Source organism: Streptococcus sp. 339 (assembly GCF_013277285.1).
Classification (GTDB): Bacteria; Bacillota; Bacilli; order Lactobacillales; family Streptococcaceae; genus Streptococcus; species Streptococcus pseudopneumoniae.
Window position 1 is genome coordinate 1 of the sequence record NZ_VMMR01000035.1, and the last position, 14,759, is coordinate 14,759.

Genomic DNA, 14,759 nt, shown 5'->3' on the forward strand with positions numbered 1-14,759 from the left:
CTGACGAAGTCAGTAACCATACCTAAGGTAAGGCGACGCTGACGTGGTTTGAAGAGTATTAGCGCTAATTTTTAGGGCTTTTACCTGATTTTTAAAGACTAGCAAACTTTTCTGCTGATTTTCATGAAGAGCCTTCGCTTTTATGGTAAAATAGTAACAGAATAAAAGAGGAGAGAAAACATGAAACGTAGTATGTATGCTGGTCGTGTTCGTGAGGAACACATCGGACAAGAAATAACCTTGAAAGGATGGGTTGGCCGTCGTCGTGACCTTGGTGGTTTGATTTTTATCGATCTTCGTGACCGTGAAGGAATCATGCAGTTGGTTATCAACCCTGAAAAAGTCTCTGCCGAGGTTATGGCAACAGCTGAAAGCCTTCGTAGCGAATTTGTTATTGAGGTGACTGGTCAGGTCGCTGCGCGTGAGCAAGCCAATGATAAGTTGCCAACTGGTGCAGTTGAGTTAAACGTGACAGCTCTTATTGTGCTTAACACAGCTAAGACAACACCATTTGAGATTAAGGATGGCATTGAGGCAAATGACGATACACGTTTGCGTTACCGTTACCTTGACCTTCGTCGTCCAGAGATGTTGGAAAATCTTAAACTTCGTGCTAAGGTGACCCACTCTATCCGCAACTACTTGGATGAGTTGGAGTTTATCGACGTGGAAACACCATTCCTTTCTAAGTCAACACCAGAAGGGGCGCGTGACTATTTGGTACCGTCTCGCGTCAATAAAGGGCATTTTTACGCCCTTCCTCAAAGTCCACAAATCACGAAACAGCTCTTGATGAATGCTGGTTTTGACCGTTATTACCAAATCGTTAAATGTTTCCGTGATGAGGACTTGCGTGGAGACCGCCAGCCTGAGTTCACTCAGGTCGACTTGGAAACGTCTTTCCTTACGGAGCAAGAAATCCAAGATATTACAGAAGGCTTGATTGCGCGCGTGATGAAAGAAACAAAAGGCATCGAAGTAACGCTACCATTCCCTCGTATGAAATACGATGATGCGATGGCTCTTTACGGTTCTGACAAGCCAGATACCCGTTTTGACATGTTGCTTCAGGACTTGACAGAAGTGGTCAAGGGTGTTGATTTTAAAGTCTTTTCAGAAGCACCTGCTGTAAAAGCCATTGTGGTCAAAGGAGCTGCGGACGACTATTCACGTAAAGACATCGACAAGATGACGGAAGTAGCCAAACAGTACGGTGCCAAAGGTCTTGCTTGGGTTAAGGTTGTTGATGGAGAATTAAATGGACCAGTTGCCAAGTTCTTGACTGGCATCCAAGCAGAATTGACAGCAGCGCTTGCGCTTGAGGATAAGGATTTGGTTCTCTTTGTGGCAGATACGCTTGAAGTGGCGAATGCAACTCTTGGTGCCCTTCGTGGACGTATTGCCAAAGAGCTTGGCTTGATTGATAATGATAAATTCAACTTCCTTTGGGTGGTTGACTGGCCAATGTTTGAATGGTCTGAAGAAGAAGACCGTTACATGAGTGCCCACCATCCGTTTACTCTTCCACAGGAAGAAACAGCTCACGAATTAGAAGGTGATTTGGCTAAGGTTCGTGCCATTGCTTACGATATCGTCTTGAACGGTTACGAACTTGGTGGTGGTAGTCTTCGTATCAACCAAAAAGACCTTCAAGAACGCATGTTCAAGGCTCTTGGTTTCTCAGCCGAAGAAGCAAATGACCAGTTTGGCTTCCTTCTTGAAGCCATGGACTATGGTTTCCCACCACACGGTGGCTTGGCTATCGGGCTTGACCGCTTTGTCATGCTCTTAGCAGGAGAAGAAAATATCCGTGAAGTCATTGCCTTTCCTAAGAACAACAAGGCAAGTGACCCAATGACACAAGCTCCATCAACAGTAGCACTCAAACAACTAGAGGAACTCAGCTTACAAGTAGAAGAAGATGAAACAAGCAAAACGAATTAAGCGGTGGCGCTATTATCTGCGCCGCTTTGCTTATCAGATAAAAATTTTACGTGTCTTACAAAGTATCTCTCGAGAAAAGTATGATGAGAAGATTTCGGCCTCTCTGGTCTATGGTTTTTTATCAGCAGTAGCAGTTAATTTCTTTTTTCAACCAGGGCATGTGTATTCGAGTGGTGCGACAGGTATGGCACAGATTATCTCTGCCTTGAGTAATCACTGGTTTGGTTTTCATATTCCGATTTCGCTAACCTTCTACGCCATTAACTTCCCTTTGATGGTCTTAGCTTGGTATCAGATTGGCCATAAGTTTACTGTCTTTACCTTTATCACGGTGTCTATGAGTTCCTTCTTTATCCAGTTTGTCCCTGTGGCAACCTTGACGGAGGATCCCATTATCAATGCCCTTTTTGGGGGTGTTGTTATGGGTTTGGGGATTGGTTTTGCTCTTCGAAACAATATCTCCAGTGGTGGGACGGATATCGTCAGCCTGACTATTCGCAAGAAAACAGGTAAGAATGTCGGTAGTATTTCTCTCTTGGTAAATGGGACCATCATGCTGATAGCAGGTTTGACCTTTGGTTGGAAATACGCTCTCTACTCTATGATTACCATCTTTGTCTCTAGCCGTGTAACAGACGCTGTTTTTACCAAGCAAAAACGCATGCAGGCTATGATTGTGACCAATCATCCAGATAAAGTAATTGAGAAAATCCATAAAAAATTGCACCGCGGAGCAACCATGATCCACGATGCAGAAGGAACCTATAATCACGAGAGAAAGGCAGTTCTAATCACTGTCATTACACGTGCAGAGTTTAATGAATTTAAACAGATTATGACACAAGTGGATCCAAGCGCCTTTGTCTCTGTCTCGGAAAATGTTCATATTCTAGGAAGGTTTGTTGAGATAGATAATTAGTGACCAAAAAAACCAGCGTGAGCTGGTTTTTATTTTTCTATAATTTTATGGGCAATCAACTGGCGGTAACAAATTTGTTTATTGCTTTTAGCATCGTTGATAATCTGAAGAATCGTTTCAAATGATGTTTGACCAAGTTCTAGGCTATTGATATCGACATAGGCTGCCAAGTTGAGCTTGGGATTAACCGAGTCAAAGCTGAGAACAGGGACATTCAGCTGGTGTTTGGCAATATAGTTACAAACACCTTCAGCTAGGAGGCTATCGGTTGTGATGATAGCATCAATTTGTGGATCGTGCTTGAATAATCGCTTGCTAAATTTATAGCCCTTTTCTTCCAGAAACTCGTCGGCAAAGTAGATGCGATTGTTGTCAGTGATCAGTTTGTAATGCTTAAGCGCCTGTTCATAGCCTGTTAAACGGTCTTTGGTCACGAAGAGCTTTTTACTTCCTCCGATAAAGGCAATGCATTTGCAGCCTTTTTTGATGAAATATTCAGTCGCATCAAAACCAGCTTGAACATTGTCGTTGTCGACAAGTGGGATGAAAGGAGATAGAGATTTACCTAAAATAAGGAAGGGGAACTGTTCTTCTGCTACGAGTTTGACGAGGGGATCTTCTTCTTGGGCATAGAGAAAGATTAGCCCATCTACACGCTTGCCATAGACCATTTGTGAAATAGCGTTGAGACGCTCCTTTTCATCTTTTCCTGTTGCTATCTGAATGGCATAGTGGTTTTCAGATGCGACTTGAGAGATGCCACGTAGAACCGATGGAAAGAAAGGATTCTGGTAGAAGGCGTCTGAGTCATCAGGAAGAACCAAACCAATCACCTGAGTGTAGCTGCTTACCAAGCTACGAGCGTTGAGGTTGGGGTGGTAATTGAGCTCCTTCATAGCCTTGCGAACGCGTTTTTTTGTTTCGTCGCTAATGGTTGATTTATTTTGAATAACACGGGTTACGGTTGAAGGCGAAACACCAGCAGCCTTGGCCACGTCTTTAATCGTAACGGGCATAAAAATCTCCTATTTATGGTAATTTGGATCACGGAAATGTGTTTTATAAAAGATAGTGACCAGATACAGAACAAAAAGAATATTTTGTACAGTAATCAGGGTTGTCATATTTTGGCCAAATAATCCCAAAATAAGTGTAATCAGAGTCGGCAATCCTAAACAGTTCAAGATAAAATGGTAGCACTCTTTAAAGGTCCTAAATGAAAAGAGGCGTGATTTCTTAGTGATATAAAGGAGAAGACTAGCTCCTAGAGAGACGATAAAGAAATTCAAACCAAAGAGGAAGCTGGCACCGAGAACTAGGAAGAGACTGATATAGACACGATTCTGCTGGTACCAGTCTTTAGAAATTGCTTGGGTCAAGCTGTCTTTGATTTTGAAACTCTCAGTCTGAATGGCTCGGTAAGAGATGCGGGTCAGTTCCTTGCTTTCCTTGCTGATGACTAGCTCATTTGTATCGAAATGCAGTTGCAAGTCTTTAGGTAATTCCTTGCTTTGGCTTGGACCAATCACAAGAGAAGGGGCTTGATTGGCAGTTCCTGTATAAGTTAAGTTGCCATCGACAATTGTAGCATGTTCAGAGAGATCCTGGACAACCTCATCTGTCAGAGGTTCATAGACATTATCGATAAAAGTTTCTAGCGGATAGGTCTCCTGGGAGCTGTTTTGGATGGCAATGGGTACCATAGACAAGCTGATAAGGAAGATACTGGTAAAGAGTAGTTGAAACCAGTTGAGCCCGAAACGTTTGGACAGGGGCTTACGAAATCCCCAAATACTTGAAAAATAGGAAAATGGATATGGAAGCATGGGTATCTTTCTAAAAGGTGTTTTCTATATGAGTATTATATAGTTAAATTCGCTTTATTTCAAGTCTAGGAGAAAAATTGCTTGTTGTAAGGATATTATTTACAGTGACAATCGCTAATAGTCAATGAAAATCAAAGTACAAACTAGGAAGCTAGTCGCAGGTTGCTCAAAGCACAACTTTGAGGTTGCAGATGGAAGCTGACGTGGTTTGAAGAGATTTTCGAAGAGTATAAAATGAAAAAGGGTGGCGGGGATAAATTATCCCTTGTCGCCACCACTTGTAAGTCCTGAAACAAAGTTCTTTTGTAGGAAGAAGAAGAGAATACAGATTGGAAGGGCGATGAGGATAGCACCTGCTGAGAAGTAGGCAATCTTCATGTTTTTCGCATTGTTAACGAAGGTTTGGAGACCTACGGCAACAGTAAAGTATTCTTTCTCACGAAGCAAGAAACTAGAGAGGATGTAGTCCCCGAAAGGTCCCATGAAGGCCCAGAGAGCCTGTACGGCAACCATTGGGCGAACAAGTGGAAGAACAATTTGCCAGAAGCGGCGGAAGTGTCCTGCACCGTCTAGTTTTGCAGATTCGTCTAAAGACATTGGCACTGTATCGAAGTAGCCTTTCATGAGCCAAGTATTCATCGGGATACCACCACCAACGTAGAGGAAGATGAGGAACCAGCTGTGGTTAAGGGCGTTCAACATAAGCGCCATAACGAAGAAGGCTGTCAAAGCGGCCATAGTTGGCACCATTTGGATAATCAAGAAGAAGACCAAACTTTGTTTACGAGCCAAGAAGTTGTAACGGCTGTAGGCATAACCAGCAAGTACGATGATACTTGTTTGAACAGCCATGGTAATCAAGGCAATGATCAAGGTGTTGAGGTACCAAGTACCGTACAAGGTTTCAGTGAAGAGGCCTTGGAAGTTAGCAAAACTAAAGTCGACGTTGCTGTCTAGTTTAAAGGCTACTACGTTACCAGTCTTGAAGGCTGACATAATGGTAATCAAAAGTGGATAGATAATGACAATTGATAGACCAATCAGGTAAAGGTATGTAAGGCTTTGAGTCAGTCTACGTTTGAGTTTAATTGAGTTATTCATCTTAGACGTCCTCCATATCAAATGCGTGTAGTTTCTTGAATGCAATCATAGAGATTGAGATGACAATGATAGAGATAATCAAGGTAACAGCTGCCGCCATTGAGTATTGAGGAGATGTACCTGTTGTCAAACGGTAAATCCATGAAATCAAGATATCGGTTGAACCAGCTCCACCACCGACACTACCAGGTCCTCCAGCGTTGAAGAGGTACATGATAGAGAAGTTGTTAAAGTTGAAGGTGTATTGGCTAATCAAAGTAGGTGCCGCAACAGCCAAGATCATTGGGAAAGTGATGTTGCGGAATTTTTGCCAAGCATTGGCACCGTCAATATAAGCTGCTTCGTAAAGGTCGTTAGGAATAGATTGCAAGATACCCAAGGTCAGAACGTAGATGTATGGGAATCCAAGCCAACCTTGCATCATAATCAAGGCAATCTTAGTCCAAGTTGGGTCTGTTTTCCAGGGAATAAGAGCGCCATCAAGGAAAGGAAGGAATTTAGCCAAGATTGGCAATACTTGGGTGTTGATAGCTCCGACACTATCGTTAAACATGTTTGAGAATGTCAAGATAGTGATGAAGGCTGGGACAGCCCAAGGAAGAAGGAAAATAACACCAAAGATACGTTTTCCTTTGATAAATGGTTGGTTAGCAATGATAGCTGTGAAGATACCAATCACAATCTGTAAAGTTGAGGCTGCCAAAGCCCAGATGATGGTCCAAGAAAGAACAGAACCAAAGGCAGAACGGAAGGTACTCAAACTCCAGATATTACTAAAGTTTGTCAAACCAACCCAGTCCAACAATTTGTTTGGTGGTAAGTGTTGGAAGTCATAGTTGGTAAAGGCGATCATCAAGGTTACGATAACTGGGAAGATAATCGCGAAGGTCATGGCAACATAAGATGGAATAATCAAGAGGTAAGGGAAGCCATTTTCATAAATCCCTTTGATCATGTCTTTGAGGGTACGTGGAACTGGAATTCCATTGTTAATGCGTTTTGCAATCGTATATGCATCTTTGATATTTGAGAAATAAAAGAGTACATAAACGACTACAAAGATTAAATGGAAGGCACCACGAATCAGCATAAAGAGGGAATTATCACGACCGGGCTTGTCACCAAGAGTGATGAGATTGCTCAATTCAGGTGCTGCAAGTGCTAGGAAATAAAGGACAAATACGATGGTTACACCAAGGAAGATAAAACCTTTGGCTTTTTGTTTATTGTAAATCTGTCCTAACCCAGGAATGATAGACAGCAGGGCTGCTTTACTAGGTTGTTGCTTTTCCATAATAACTCCTTTCATAGGATACTACTTTTTTTATAAGAAAGCTAAATTATTTGTGTCTCTATTGATAAATTCAAAGGGGGATTTGAATTCCACCCCCCTTGAACAAATTTTTTATTCACCAAATTTTTGTTTGATTGTTTCTTTGATCAATGTTACAGCGTCGTTAGCAGCTGTTTTAGCATCTTTTTGACCACTTACAGTATCAAAGAGCATGTTAGCAGCTGGTTCCCAAACTGCAGACATTTGAGAGATGTTTGGAATTGGTTGAGCGTTCTTGAATTGTTTGATAACAGCTGTTGTCAACTCATCGTTTTTACCTTCAGCGTATGAACGAGCTTCAGTATTAGCTGGGATTTCGTTAGTTGCATCGTAGAAAGCTTTTTGTTGTTCAGTTGAAACAAGGAAGTCTACAAATTTCTGTGCGCCTTCAAGGTTCTTAGTACTTGAAGGAATGATCCAAGCTTTACCACCACCGAATGCAGCATATTCTTTTCCATTTGGAAGAGTTGGGATAGTCGCAACACCGTAGTTTACTTTAGCATCTTTGAGGGCTTGAGCTTTCCAAGGCCCATCAATGATAGCAGCTGTTTTACCTTCTTGGAATTGAGTTTGGATTAGGTTTCCAGCAGCTGTACCATCTTGCATACCTTTAGGCCATTTTTCGTACCAAGATTTAGCGTAGTTGATACCTGCGATAGAACCGTCGTTGGCAAGACCGATGTCTTTAGGGTCTTTACCGTTTTGTCCGAATACGTAAGCGCCGTTACCAGCAAGAAGTCCGTATGCATAGTAGAAGTTTGTCCAGTCAGCTAGGAAGGCAGAAGTTTTTCCATCTTCTCCAGCGAAGGCATATTTGCTATCTTTAGCAAGGTTTTCCAAGTCAGCAAATGTTTTGGGAGCGTCTTTTACCAAGTCTTTGTTGTAGTACATAACAAGTGACTCGATAACGGCAGGAGCACCGTAAACTTTACCGTCAGCAGCGGTTACAAGAGATTTAGTTGTATCTTCTGTTTTAGCACCATCGCTCAATTTCACTTCTGAAAGTTGTCCGTCAGAACCAAGGCTACCCACACGGTCGTATGGAGCCATCATAACGTCAGCAGCTTGACCAGATTGGTTGTCAAGAGAAAGTTTGTCAAGTCCACCAAGTTGGTCACCAGATTTGATGTTAACTGTTGTGCCTGATTGCTCTTTATAAGCTTTAGCAACTGTTTCAGCATAAGCTTTGTATTGGTCCTCAACGTAAAGAGTGATTTCTTTCGCTTCAGATGAACCAGACTCAGCAGGCTTATCAGCAGTTTTGCTTCCGCAAGCTACCAAGAGCAAGCTAGCAAGTGTAGCAGTTCCAAGCACCGCAGCGCTCTTCGTGAATTTAGATGACATAGTGTATTCCTCCTAAAGAATAACAAGTTTTATTGATAAGGAAAACGCAAACGTTTTCCTTTATGAGCTTAGTATAGCACAAATAGAAAACGGTTGCAAGTGTTTTTGTTAAAAATTTTAAAAAATTTTTAAGCTTGATTTGATAGCATGATTTTGCTTTTTAATAGAAGAAAAGTGTGAAATAGATAAGAATACAGTATTTTTAATAAAAAATAGATGTAATCTATCTAAAGAGGGAAATCAGGAGGGGCTACCTCCCTGTTTCTAATTCCTATCTATTTTCTATGGACCTTTGTGCCCCTTGCATCTAAATTCAAGTTTTCTAGAGGAGGATTTGCACTTTGTAGACTGTCCCATGAGAGTTAAACTTTAGGATTAGATAGTTTTAATACTCTTCGAAAATCAAATTCAAACCGCGTCAACGTCGCCTTGCCGTACTCAAGTACAGCCTGCGGCTAGTTTCCTAGTTTGCTCTTTGATTTTCATTGAGTATAAGTTATCTTTGCTAAAATGGGTTAGTCTCCTTAAAAATAATCAAAAAAGTTTTTTAAAAACGCTTGCAATTATGCTTGAAAAGGAGTATACTTATAAGTAGCGCAAACGTTTGCGTCTGCAAAAATACGCAACGTTCCATTATTTTAACACACGAGGTGCTATTATGAAAAAACGTCAAAGTGGTGTGTTGATGCACATCTCTTCTCTTCCAGGAGCTTACGGAATCGGATCATTTGGTCAAAGTGCTTACGACTTCGTTGATTTCTTGGTTCGCACAAAACAACGTTACTGGCAAATCCTTCCACTAGGAACAACTAGTTACGGGGATTCTCCTTACCAATCTTTCTCAGCTTTCGCAGGAAACACTCATTTTATCGATTTGGATATCTTGGTGGAGCAAGGTTTGTTGGAAGCAAGTGACCTTGAAGGAGTTGACTTTGGTAGCGATGCGTCTGAAGTTGATTATGCGAAAATCTACTATGCACGTCGTCCTCTTTTAGAAAAAGCGGTGAAACGTTTCTTTGAAGTCGGAGATGTTAAAGATTTTGAGAAATTTGCTCAAGACAACCAATCATGGCTTGAGCTCTTTGCTGAGTATATGGCTATCAAAGAGCATTTTGACAATCTTGCTTGGACTGAATGGCCAGATGCAGATGTTCGTGCTCGTAAAGCTTCAGCACTTGAAAGCTACCGTGAGCAATTGGCAGACAAGTTGGTTTACCACCGTGTGACTCAATACTTCTTCTTCCAACAATGGTTGAAATTGAAAGCTTACGCTAACGACAACCACATCGAAATCGTTGGGGACATGCCAATCTACGTAGCGGAAGATTCAAGCGATATGTGGGCAAATCCGCATCTCTTCAAAACAGATGTCAACGGTAAGGCAACTTGCATCGCAGGATGTCCACCAGATGAGTTCTCTGCAACTGGTCAGCTTTGGGGTAACCCAATCTATGACTGGGAAGCAATGGACAAAGATGGTTACAAATGGTGGATTGAACGCTTGCGTGAAAGCTTCAAAATCTACGATATCGTTCGTATTGACCACTTCCGTGGTTTCGAATCTTACTGGGAAATCCCTGCTGGTTCCGATACAGCAGCACCTGGTGAGTGGGTGAAAGGTCCGGGCTACAAGCTTTTTGCAGCCGTTAAGGAAGAACTTGGTGAGCTAAACATCATCGCAGAAGACCTTGGCTTCATGACAGATGAAGTTATTGAGTTGCGTGAACGTACTGGCTTCCCAGGAATGAAGATTCTTCAATTTGCCTTCAACCCAGAAGACGAAAGTATCGATAGCCCACACTTGGCACCTGCTAACTCAGTTATGTACACAGGAACTCACGATAACAATACGGTTCTTGGTTGGTACCGTAACGAGATTGATGATGCGACTCGTGAGTACATGGCTCGTTACACGAACCGTAAAGAATACGAAACAGTGCCACATGCTATGCTTCGTACAGTCTTTTCATCAGTTAGCTTCATGGCAATTGCAACTATGCAAGATTTGCTAGAATTGGATGAGGCGGCTCGTATGAACTTCCCATCTACCCTTGGTGGAAACTGGTCTTGGCGTATGACTGAAGAGCAATTGACACCAGCTGTTGAGGAAGGTTTGCTTGACTTAACAACAATCTATCGCCGAATCAATGAAAATTTGGTAGAATTAAAGAAATAATACAATATCAGGAGACATCTTAAACATGTTATCACTACAAGAATTTGTACAAAATCGTTACAATAAAACCATTGCAGAATGTAGCAATGAAGAGCTTTACCTTGCCCTTCTTAACTACAGCAAGCTTGCAAGTAGCCAAAAACCAGTTAACACTGGTAAGAAAAAAGTTTACTACATCTCAGCTGAGTTCTTGATTGGTAAACTCTTGTCAAACAACTTGATTAACCTTGGTCTTTACGACGATGTCAAAAAAGAACTTGCAGCTGCAGGTAAAGACTTGATCGAAGTTGAAGAAGTTGAATTGGAACCATCTCTTGGTAATGGTGGTTTGGGACGTTTGGCTGCCTGCTTTATCGACTCAATTGCGACTCTTGGTTTGAATGGTGACGGTGTTGGTCTTAATTACCACTTTGGTCTTTTCCAACAAGTTCTTAAAAACAACCAACAAGAAACAATTCCAAATGCATGGTTGACAGAGCAAAACTGGTTGGTTCGCTCAAGCCGTAGCTACCAAGTGCCATTTGCAGACTTTACTTTGACATCAACTCTTTATGATATTGATGTTCCTGGTTACAAGACAGAAACGAAGAACCGCTTGCGTTTGTTTGACTTGGATTCAGTTGATTCTTCTATTATTAAAGACGGTATCAGCTTTGACAAGACAGATATCGCTCGTAACTTGACTCTCTTCCTTTACCCAGATGATAGTGACCGTCAAGGTGAATTGCTCCGTATCTTCCAACAATACTTCATGGTTTCAAACGGTGCGCAATTGATCATCGACGAAGCAATCGAAAAAGGAAGCAACTTGCATGACCTTGCTGACTACGCAGTTGTGCAAATCAACGATACTCACCCATCAATGGTGATTCCTGAATTGATCCATCTTTTGACTGCACGTGGTATCGAGCTTGACGAAGCAATCTCAATCGTTCGTAGTATGACTGCTTATACTAACCACACAATCCTTGCAGAAGCGCTTGAAAAATGGCCTCTTGAATTCTTGCAAGAAGTGGTTCCTCACTTGGTACCAATCATCGAAGAATTGGACCGTCGTGTGAAAGCAGAATACAAAGATCCAGCTGTTCAAATCATCGATGAGAGCGGACGTGTTCACATGGCTCACATGGATATCCACTACGGATACAGTGTTAACGGAGTAGCAGCACTTCACACTGAAATCTTGAAAAATTCTGAGTTGAAAGCTTTCTACGACCTTTACCCAGAAAAGTTCAACAACAAAACAAACGGTATCACTTTCCGTCGTTGGCTTATGCATGCTAACCCAAGATTGTCTCACTACTTGGATGAGATTCTTGGAGATGGTTGGCACCATGAAGCAGATGAGCTTGAAAAACTCTTGTCTTATGAAGACAAAGCAGCTGTCAAAGAAAAATTGGAAAGCATCAAGGCTCACAACAAACGTAAATTGGCTCGTCACTTGAAAGAACACCAAGGTGTGGAAATCAATCCAAACTCTATCTTTGATATCCAAATCAAACGTCTTCACGAGTACAAACGACAACAAATGAACGCTTTGTACGTAATCCACAAATATCTTGACATCAAAGCTGGTAACATCCCTGCTCGCCCAATTACAATCTTCTTTGGTGGTAAAGCAGCTCCAGCCTACACAATCGCTCAAGACATTATCCACTTGATCCTTTGCATGTCAGAAGTGATTGCTAACGATCCAGCAGTAGCTCCACACTTGCAAGTAGTTATGGTTGAAAACTACAACGTTACTGCAGCAAGCTTCCTTATCCCAGCATGTGATATCTCAGAACAAATCTCACTTGCTTCTAAAGAAGCTTCAGGTACTGGTAACATGAAATTCATGTTGAACGGAGCTTTGACTCTTGGTACTATGGACGGAGCTAACGTTGAAATCGCTGAGTTGGTTGGCGACGAAAACATCTACATCTTTGGTGAAGATTCAGAAACTGTTATCGACCTTTATGCAAAAGCAGCTTACAAATCAAGTGAATTCTACGCTCGTAAAGCTATCAAACCATTGGTTGACTTCATCGTTAGTGATGCAGTTCTTGCAGCTGGAAACAAAGAGCGCTTGGAACGTCTTTACAATGAATTGATCAACAAAGACTGGTTCATGACTCTTCTTGATTTGGAAGACTACATCAAAGTCAAAGAGCAAATGTTGGCTGACTACGAAGACCGTGACGCATGGTTGGATAAAGTTATCGTTAACATTTCTAAAGCAGGATTCTTCTCATCTGACCGTACAATCGCTCAGTACAACGAAGATATCTGGCACTTGAACTAATACTCTTCGAAAATCTCTTCAAACCATGTCAGCTTTATCTGCAACCTCAAAGCTGTGCTTTGAGCAACCTGCGGCTAGCTTCCTAGTTTGCTCTTTGATTTTCATTGAGTATAAGATACAAGATTTATACTAATACATTTTGTAAAAAAGCGAGTTTCAATTGAAATTCGCTTTTTTAAATGTTGTGGATTTTAGTCAATCCTGTCTAAAAATAGAGAAATTATAGATACAGTGAAGGCTTTAAATGCTGGTTTTTACTGTCTTCAGCCTTATACCCCCTTGTATTCGCTTACATAAAGTATTATAATATAATTGTAGGAAAGAAGGTGTTTTTATGTGGAAAAAATATTTTTCAAAATATAAATGGACGGATTTATTTTGGATTTTATTTGTTATTTTGACCTGCCTCTATATAGGTAACCATGATTTGTTTCCTCTCAATCATCAAGAAATCTCTCTTCGAGGTAGTTTCTGGGGGTCTGTACTTGCCTTATATCACTTGCTATTTATTGATAAGTTTGTTATCTCGAATCGAAAATAAATATGAGGTATATGCCTGACTGGCTACTTTTAATATTGATTTTGGAGGAAGATTTTGTCTCTATTATTTATTATTTTAAATTTATCTATTTTGTACAAGATTTATTCTTTGAGACGGGAAAAATCGAAATACTTGATTTATACGGCCTATATCATATTTGGGGTAAATGTACTATATGGTATTCAATGGTTATTAAAAGAACTGATTTCAACTATTTCCACTTAATATGTATGGAAACTCCAGTGATTTTTGCATAACAAAACGCATAAGATTAAGGTTTGAGTACCTGTTCTTATGCGTTTTTGTAATATTGAAGATTTTCGGTAAGTTTTATACCTTTGGGAAGTCTAGTTTAGAATGCTTTCCCAACCAGAATCTCAGCCTCAATAGTAATCTCTGTCAGTTGGCTCCAGTCAATCTTGCTCTGGTCAACGTGAAAGAGGAGAGGAGTCATACTGAGTAGGGCTTGGAGTTGTTCTACTGTGATAGTCTTAGTCAGAGAGGCAGTTTGGTTAGATAGGATGGTAAAGTGTTCTTGGAAATGATTTTTGATATTTTGGTTGGAATAGTCCTTGTTTGTCAGCTGGTCTTGTACCTTCTGACGGATTTCCTTGAGGTGATTTTCAGTTGGGATAACCTTGATCAAGATACCGTCTTTGGATAAAACGCGACGAAATTCTCCATAGTTGGCAGGTGAAAAGATATCTAGTAGGATATCCATGCTGGTGTCTTTTATAGGAAGACGAGCCAAGTCACCAACGAACCAATTGACTGCCCAGTTGGGTTCACTTTTAGCAGCGATTTGGACTGAATCTTTGGAGATGTCAAAGGCATAGAAAGTTTTTTCAGAGTGACTTTCTTGTAGTTTGCGAGAATAGAATCCTTCACCACAACCGATATCCAAAATTGTTGTGGTTGTTTTTGAGCTTGCAAGCAAGTCAGATACAGCATCTAAGATAGCTTGGTAAAAGCCGACTTCTAGGATTTGTTGACGGTTTTGAAAATTTTCCTTGTCATAGTTAGCAGATTGCTTGATTTGAGGTGCTAGATTGACATAGCCAAATTTCGCCAAGTCAAAAGAATGACGGTTGCAGCATTTGAGACTGCTCTCTACCAGAGTCAGATTTTCTTGGCAGATAGGACAGGCAAAGGCAGCCGCAGAAGCAAAACGCTGGAGTTTAGGTTTGAGGTTTATATTCATAGTTTAAGTGTATCAAAAGAGGTAAATGAAAGCAACTTTAGGATGATTTGTAATAGAATTAAATAGTAGTATCATTACTTTTCAAAGTGC

At 41.0% G+C, this 14,759-nt stretch carries 11 protein-coding genes; 5 read left to right on the top strand and 6 right to left on the bottom strand.

Going from position 1 to position 14,759, the window contains the following annotated elements; genetic code table 11:
- Nucleotides 1-180: 180 nt before the first annotated feature.
- Both aspS and HT736_RS04995 read left to right on the top strand, forming a co-directional pair.
- Entirely contained in the window at nt 181-1,944 is a 1,764-nt protein-coding gene (aspS, locus tag HT736_RS04990; RefSeq protein WP_000830878.1) for an aspartate--tRNA ligase, read from the top strand.
- Complete coding sequence (locus HT736_RS04995; protein ID WP_000806293.1) at nt 1,922-2,863, top strand: YitT family protein; 942 nt, start codon at nt 1,922-1,924, stop codon at nt 2,861-2,863. Before aspS ends, HT736_RS04995 begins: the two co-directional genes overlap by 23 nt.
- A gap of 29 nt (nt 2,864-2,892) precedes the next feature.
- Here the strand turns inward: HT736_RS04995 and HT736_RS05000 are convergent, their stop codons facing one another.
- The 5 genes from HT736_RS05000 to HT736_RS05020 form a co-directional block, all read right to left on the bottom strand.
- Nucleotides 2,893-3,879, bottom strand: coding sequence for a LacI family DNA-binding transcriptional regulator (locus tag HT736_RS05000; protein ID WP_001145437.1), 987 nt, complete (start codon nt 3,877-3,879; stop codon nt 2,893-2,895).
- A 9-nt stretch (nt 3,880-3,888) separates the two neighbouring features.
- Nucleotides 3,889-4,689 carry a DUF1189 domain-containing protein gene (locus HT736_RS05005; RefSeq protein ID WP_000938253.1) on the bottom strand — a complete coding sequence of 267 codons (801 nt, stop codon included), beginning with the start codon at nt 4,687-4,689 and terminating at the stop codon, nt 3,889-3,891.
- A 258-nt stretch (nt 4,690-4,947) separates the two neighbouring features.
- On the bottom strand, nt 4,948-5,790 hold the full coding sequence (locus HT736_RS05010) for a sugar ABC transporter permease (protein WP_001065638.1): 843 nt from the start codon (nt 5,788-5,790) through the stop codon (nt 4,948-4,950).
- A 1-nt stretch (nt 5,791) separates the two neighbouring features.
- A complete protein-coding gene (locus HT736_RS05015) occupies nt 5,792-7,084 on the bottom strand; it encodes a sugar ABC transporter permease (protein ID WP_000414964.1) in 1,293 nt (430 codons plus the stop codon).
- Nucleotides 7,085-7,195: 111 nt separating this feature from the next.
- Nucleotides 7,196-8,467, bottom strand: a complete 1,272-nt coding sequence (locus HT736_RS05020; RefSeq protein ID WP_172930797.1) for an extracellular solute-binding protein — start codon at nt 8,465-8,467, stop codon at nt 7,196-7,198.
- A 610-nt stretch (nt 8,468-9,077) separates the two neighbouring features.
- Here HT736_RS05020 and malQ point away from each other — a divergent pair.
- The 3 genes from malQ (at nt 9,078) to HT736_RS12075 (ending at nt 13,468) form a co-directional block, all read left to right on the top strand.
- Nucleotides 9,078-10,643 carry a 4-alpha-glucanotransferase gene (malQ, locus tag HT736_RS05025; RefSeq protein ID WP_318971831.1) on the top strand — a complete coding sequence of 522 codons (1,566 nt, stop codon included), beginning with the start codon at nt 9,078-9,080 and terminating at the stop codon, nt 10,641-10,643.
- Between the two features lie 25 nt (nt 10,644-10,668).
- Entirely contained in the window at nt 10,669-12,927 is a 2,259-nt protein-coding gene (gene glgP, locus HT736_RS05030; protein ID WP_172930798.1) for a glycogen/starch/alpha-glucan family phosphorylase, read from the top strand.
- A 334-nt stretch (nt 12,928-13,261) separates the two neighbouring features.
- Nucleotides 13,262-13,468 carry a hypothetical protein gene (locus HT736_RS12075; RefSeq protein ID WP_000265678.1) on the top strand — a complete coding sequence of 69 codons (207 nt, stop codon included), beginning with the start codon at nt 13,262-13,264 and terminating at the stop codon, nt 13,466-13,468.
- Nucleotides 13,469-13,820: 352 nt separating this feature from the next.
- Here HT736_RS12075 and HT736_RS05035 read toward each other — a convergent pair whose 3' ends face one another.
- The gene (locus tag HT736_RS05035; RefSeq protein WP_001024685.1) at nt 13,821-14,669 is read right to left on the bottom strand and encodes a putative RNA methyltransferase; all 849 of its coding nucleotides are present in this window, start codon (nt 14,667-14,669) and stop codon (nt 13,821-13,823) included.
- Nucleotides 14,670-14,759: the final 90 nt, after the last annotated feature.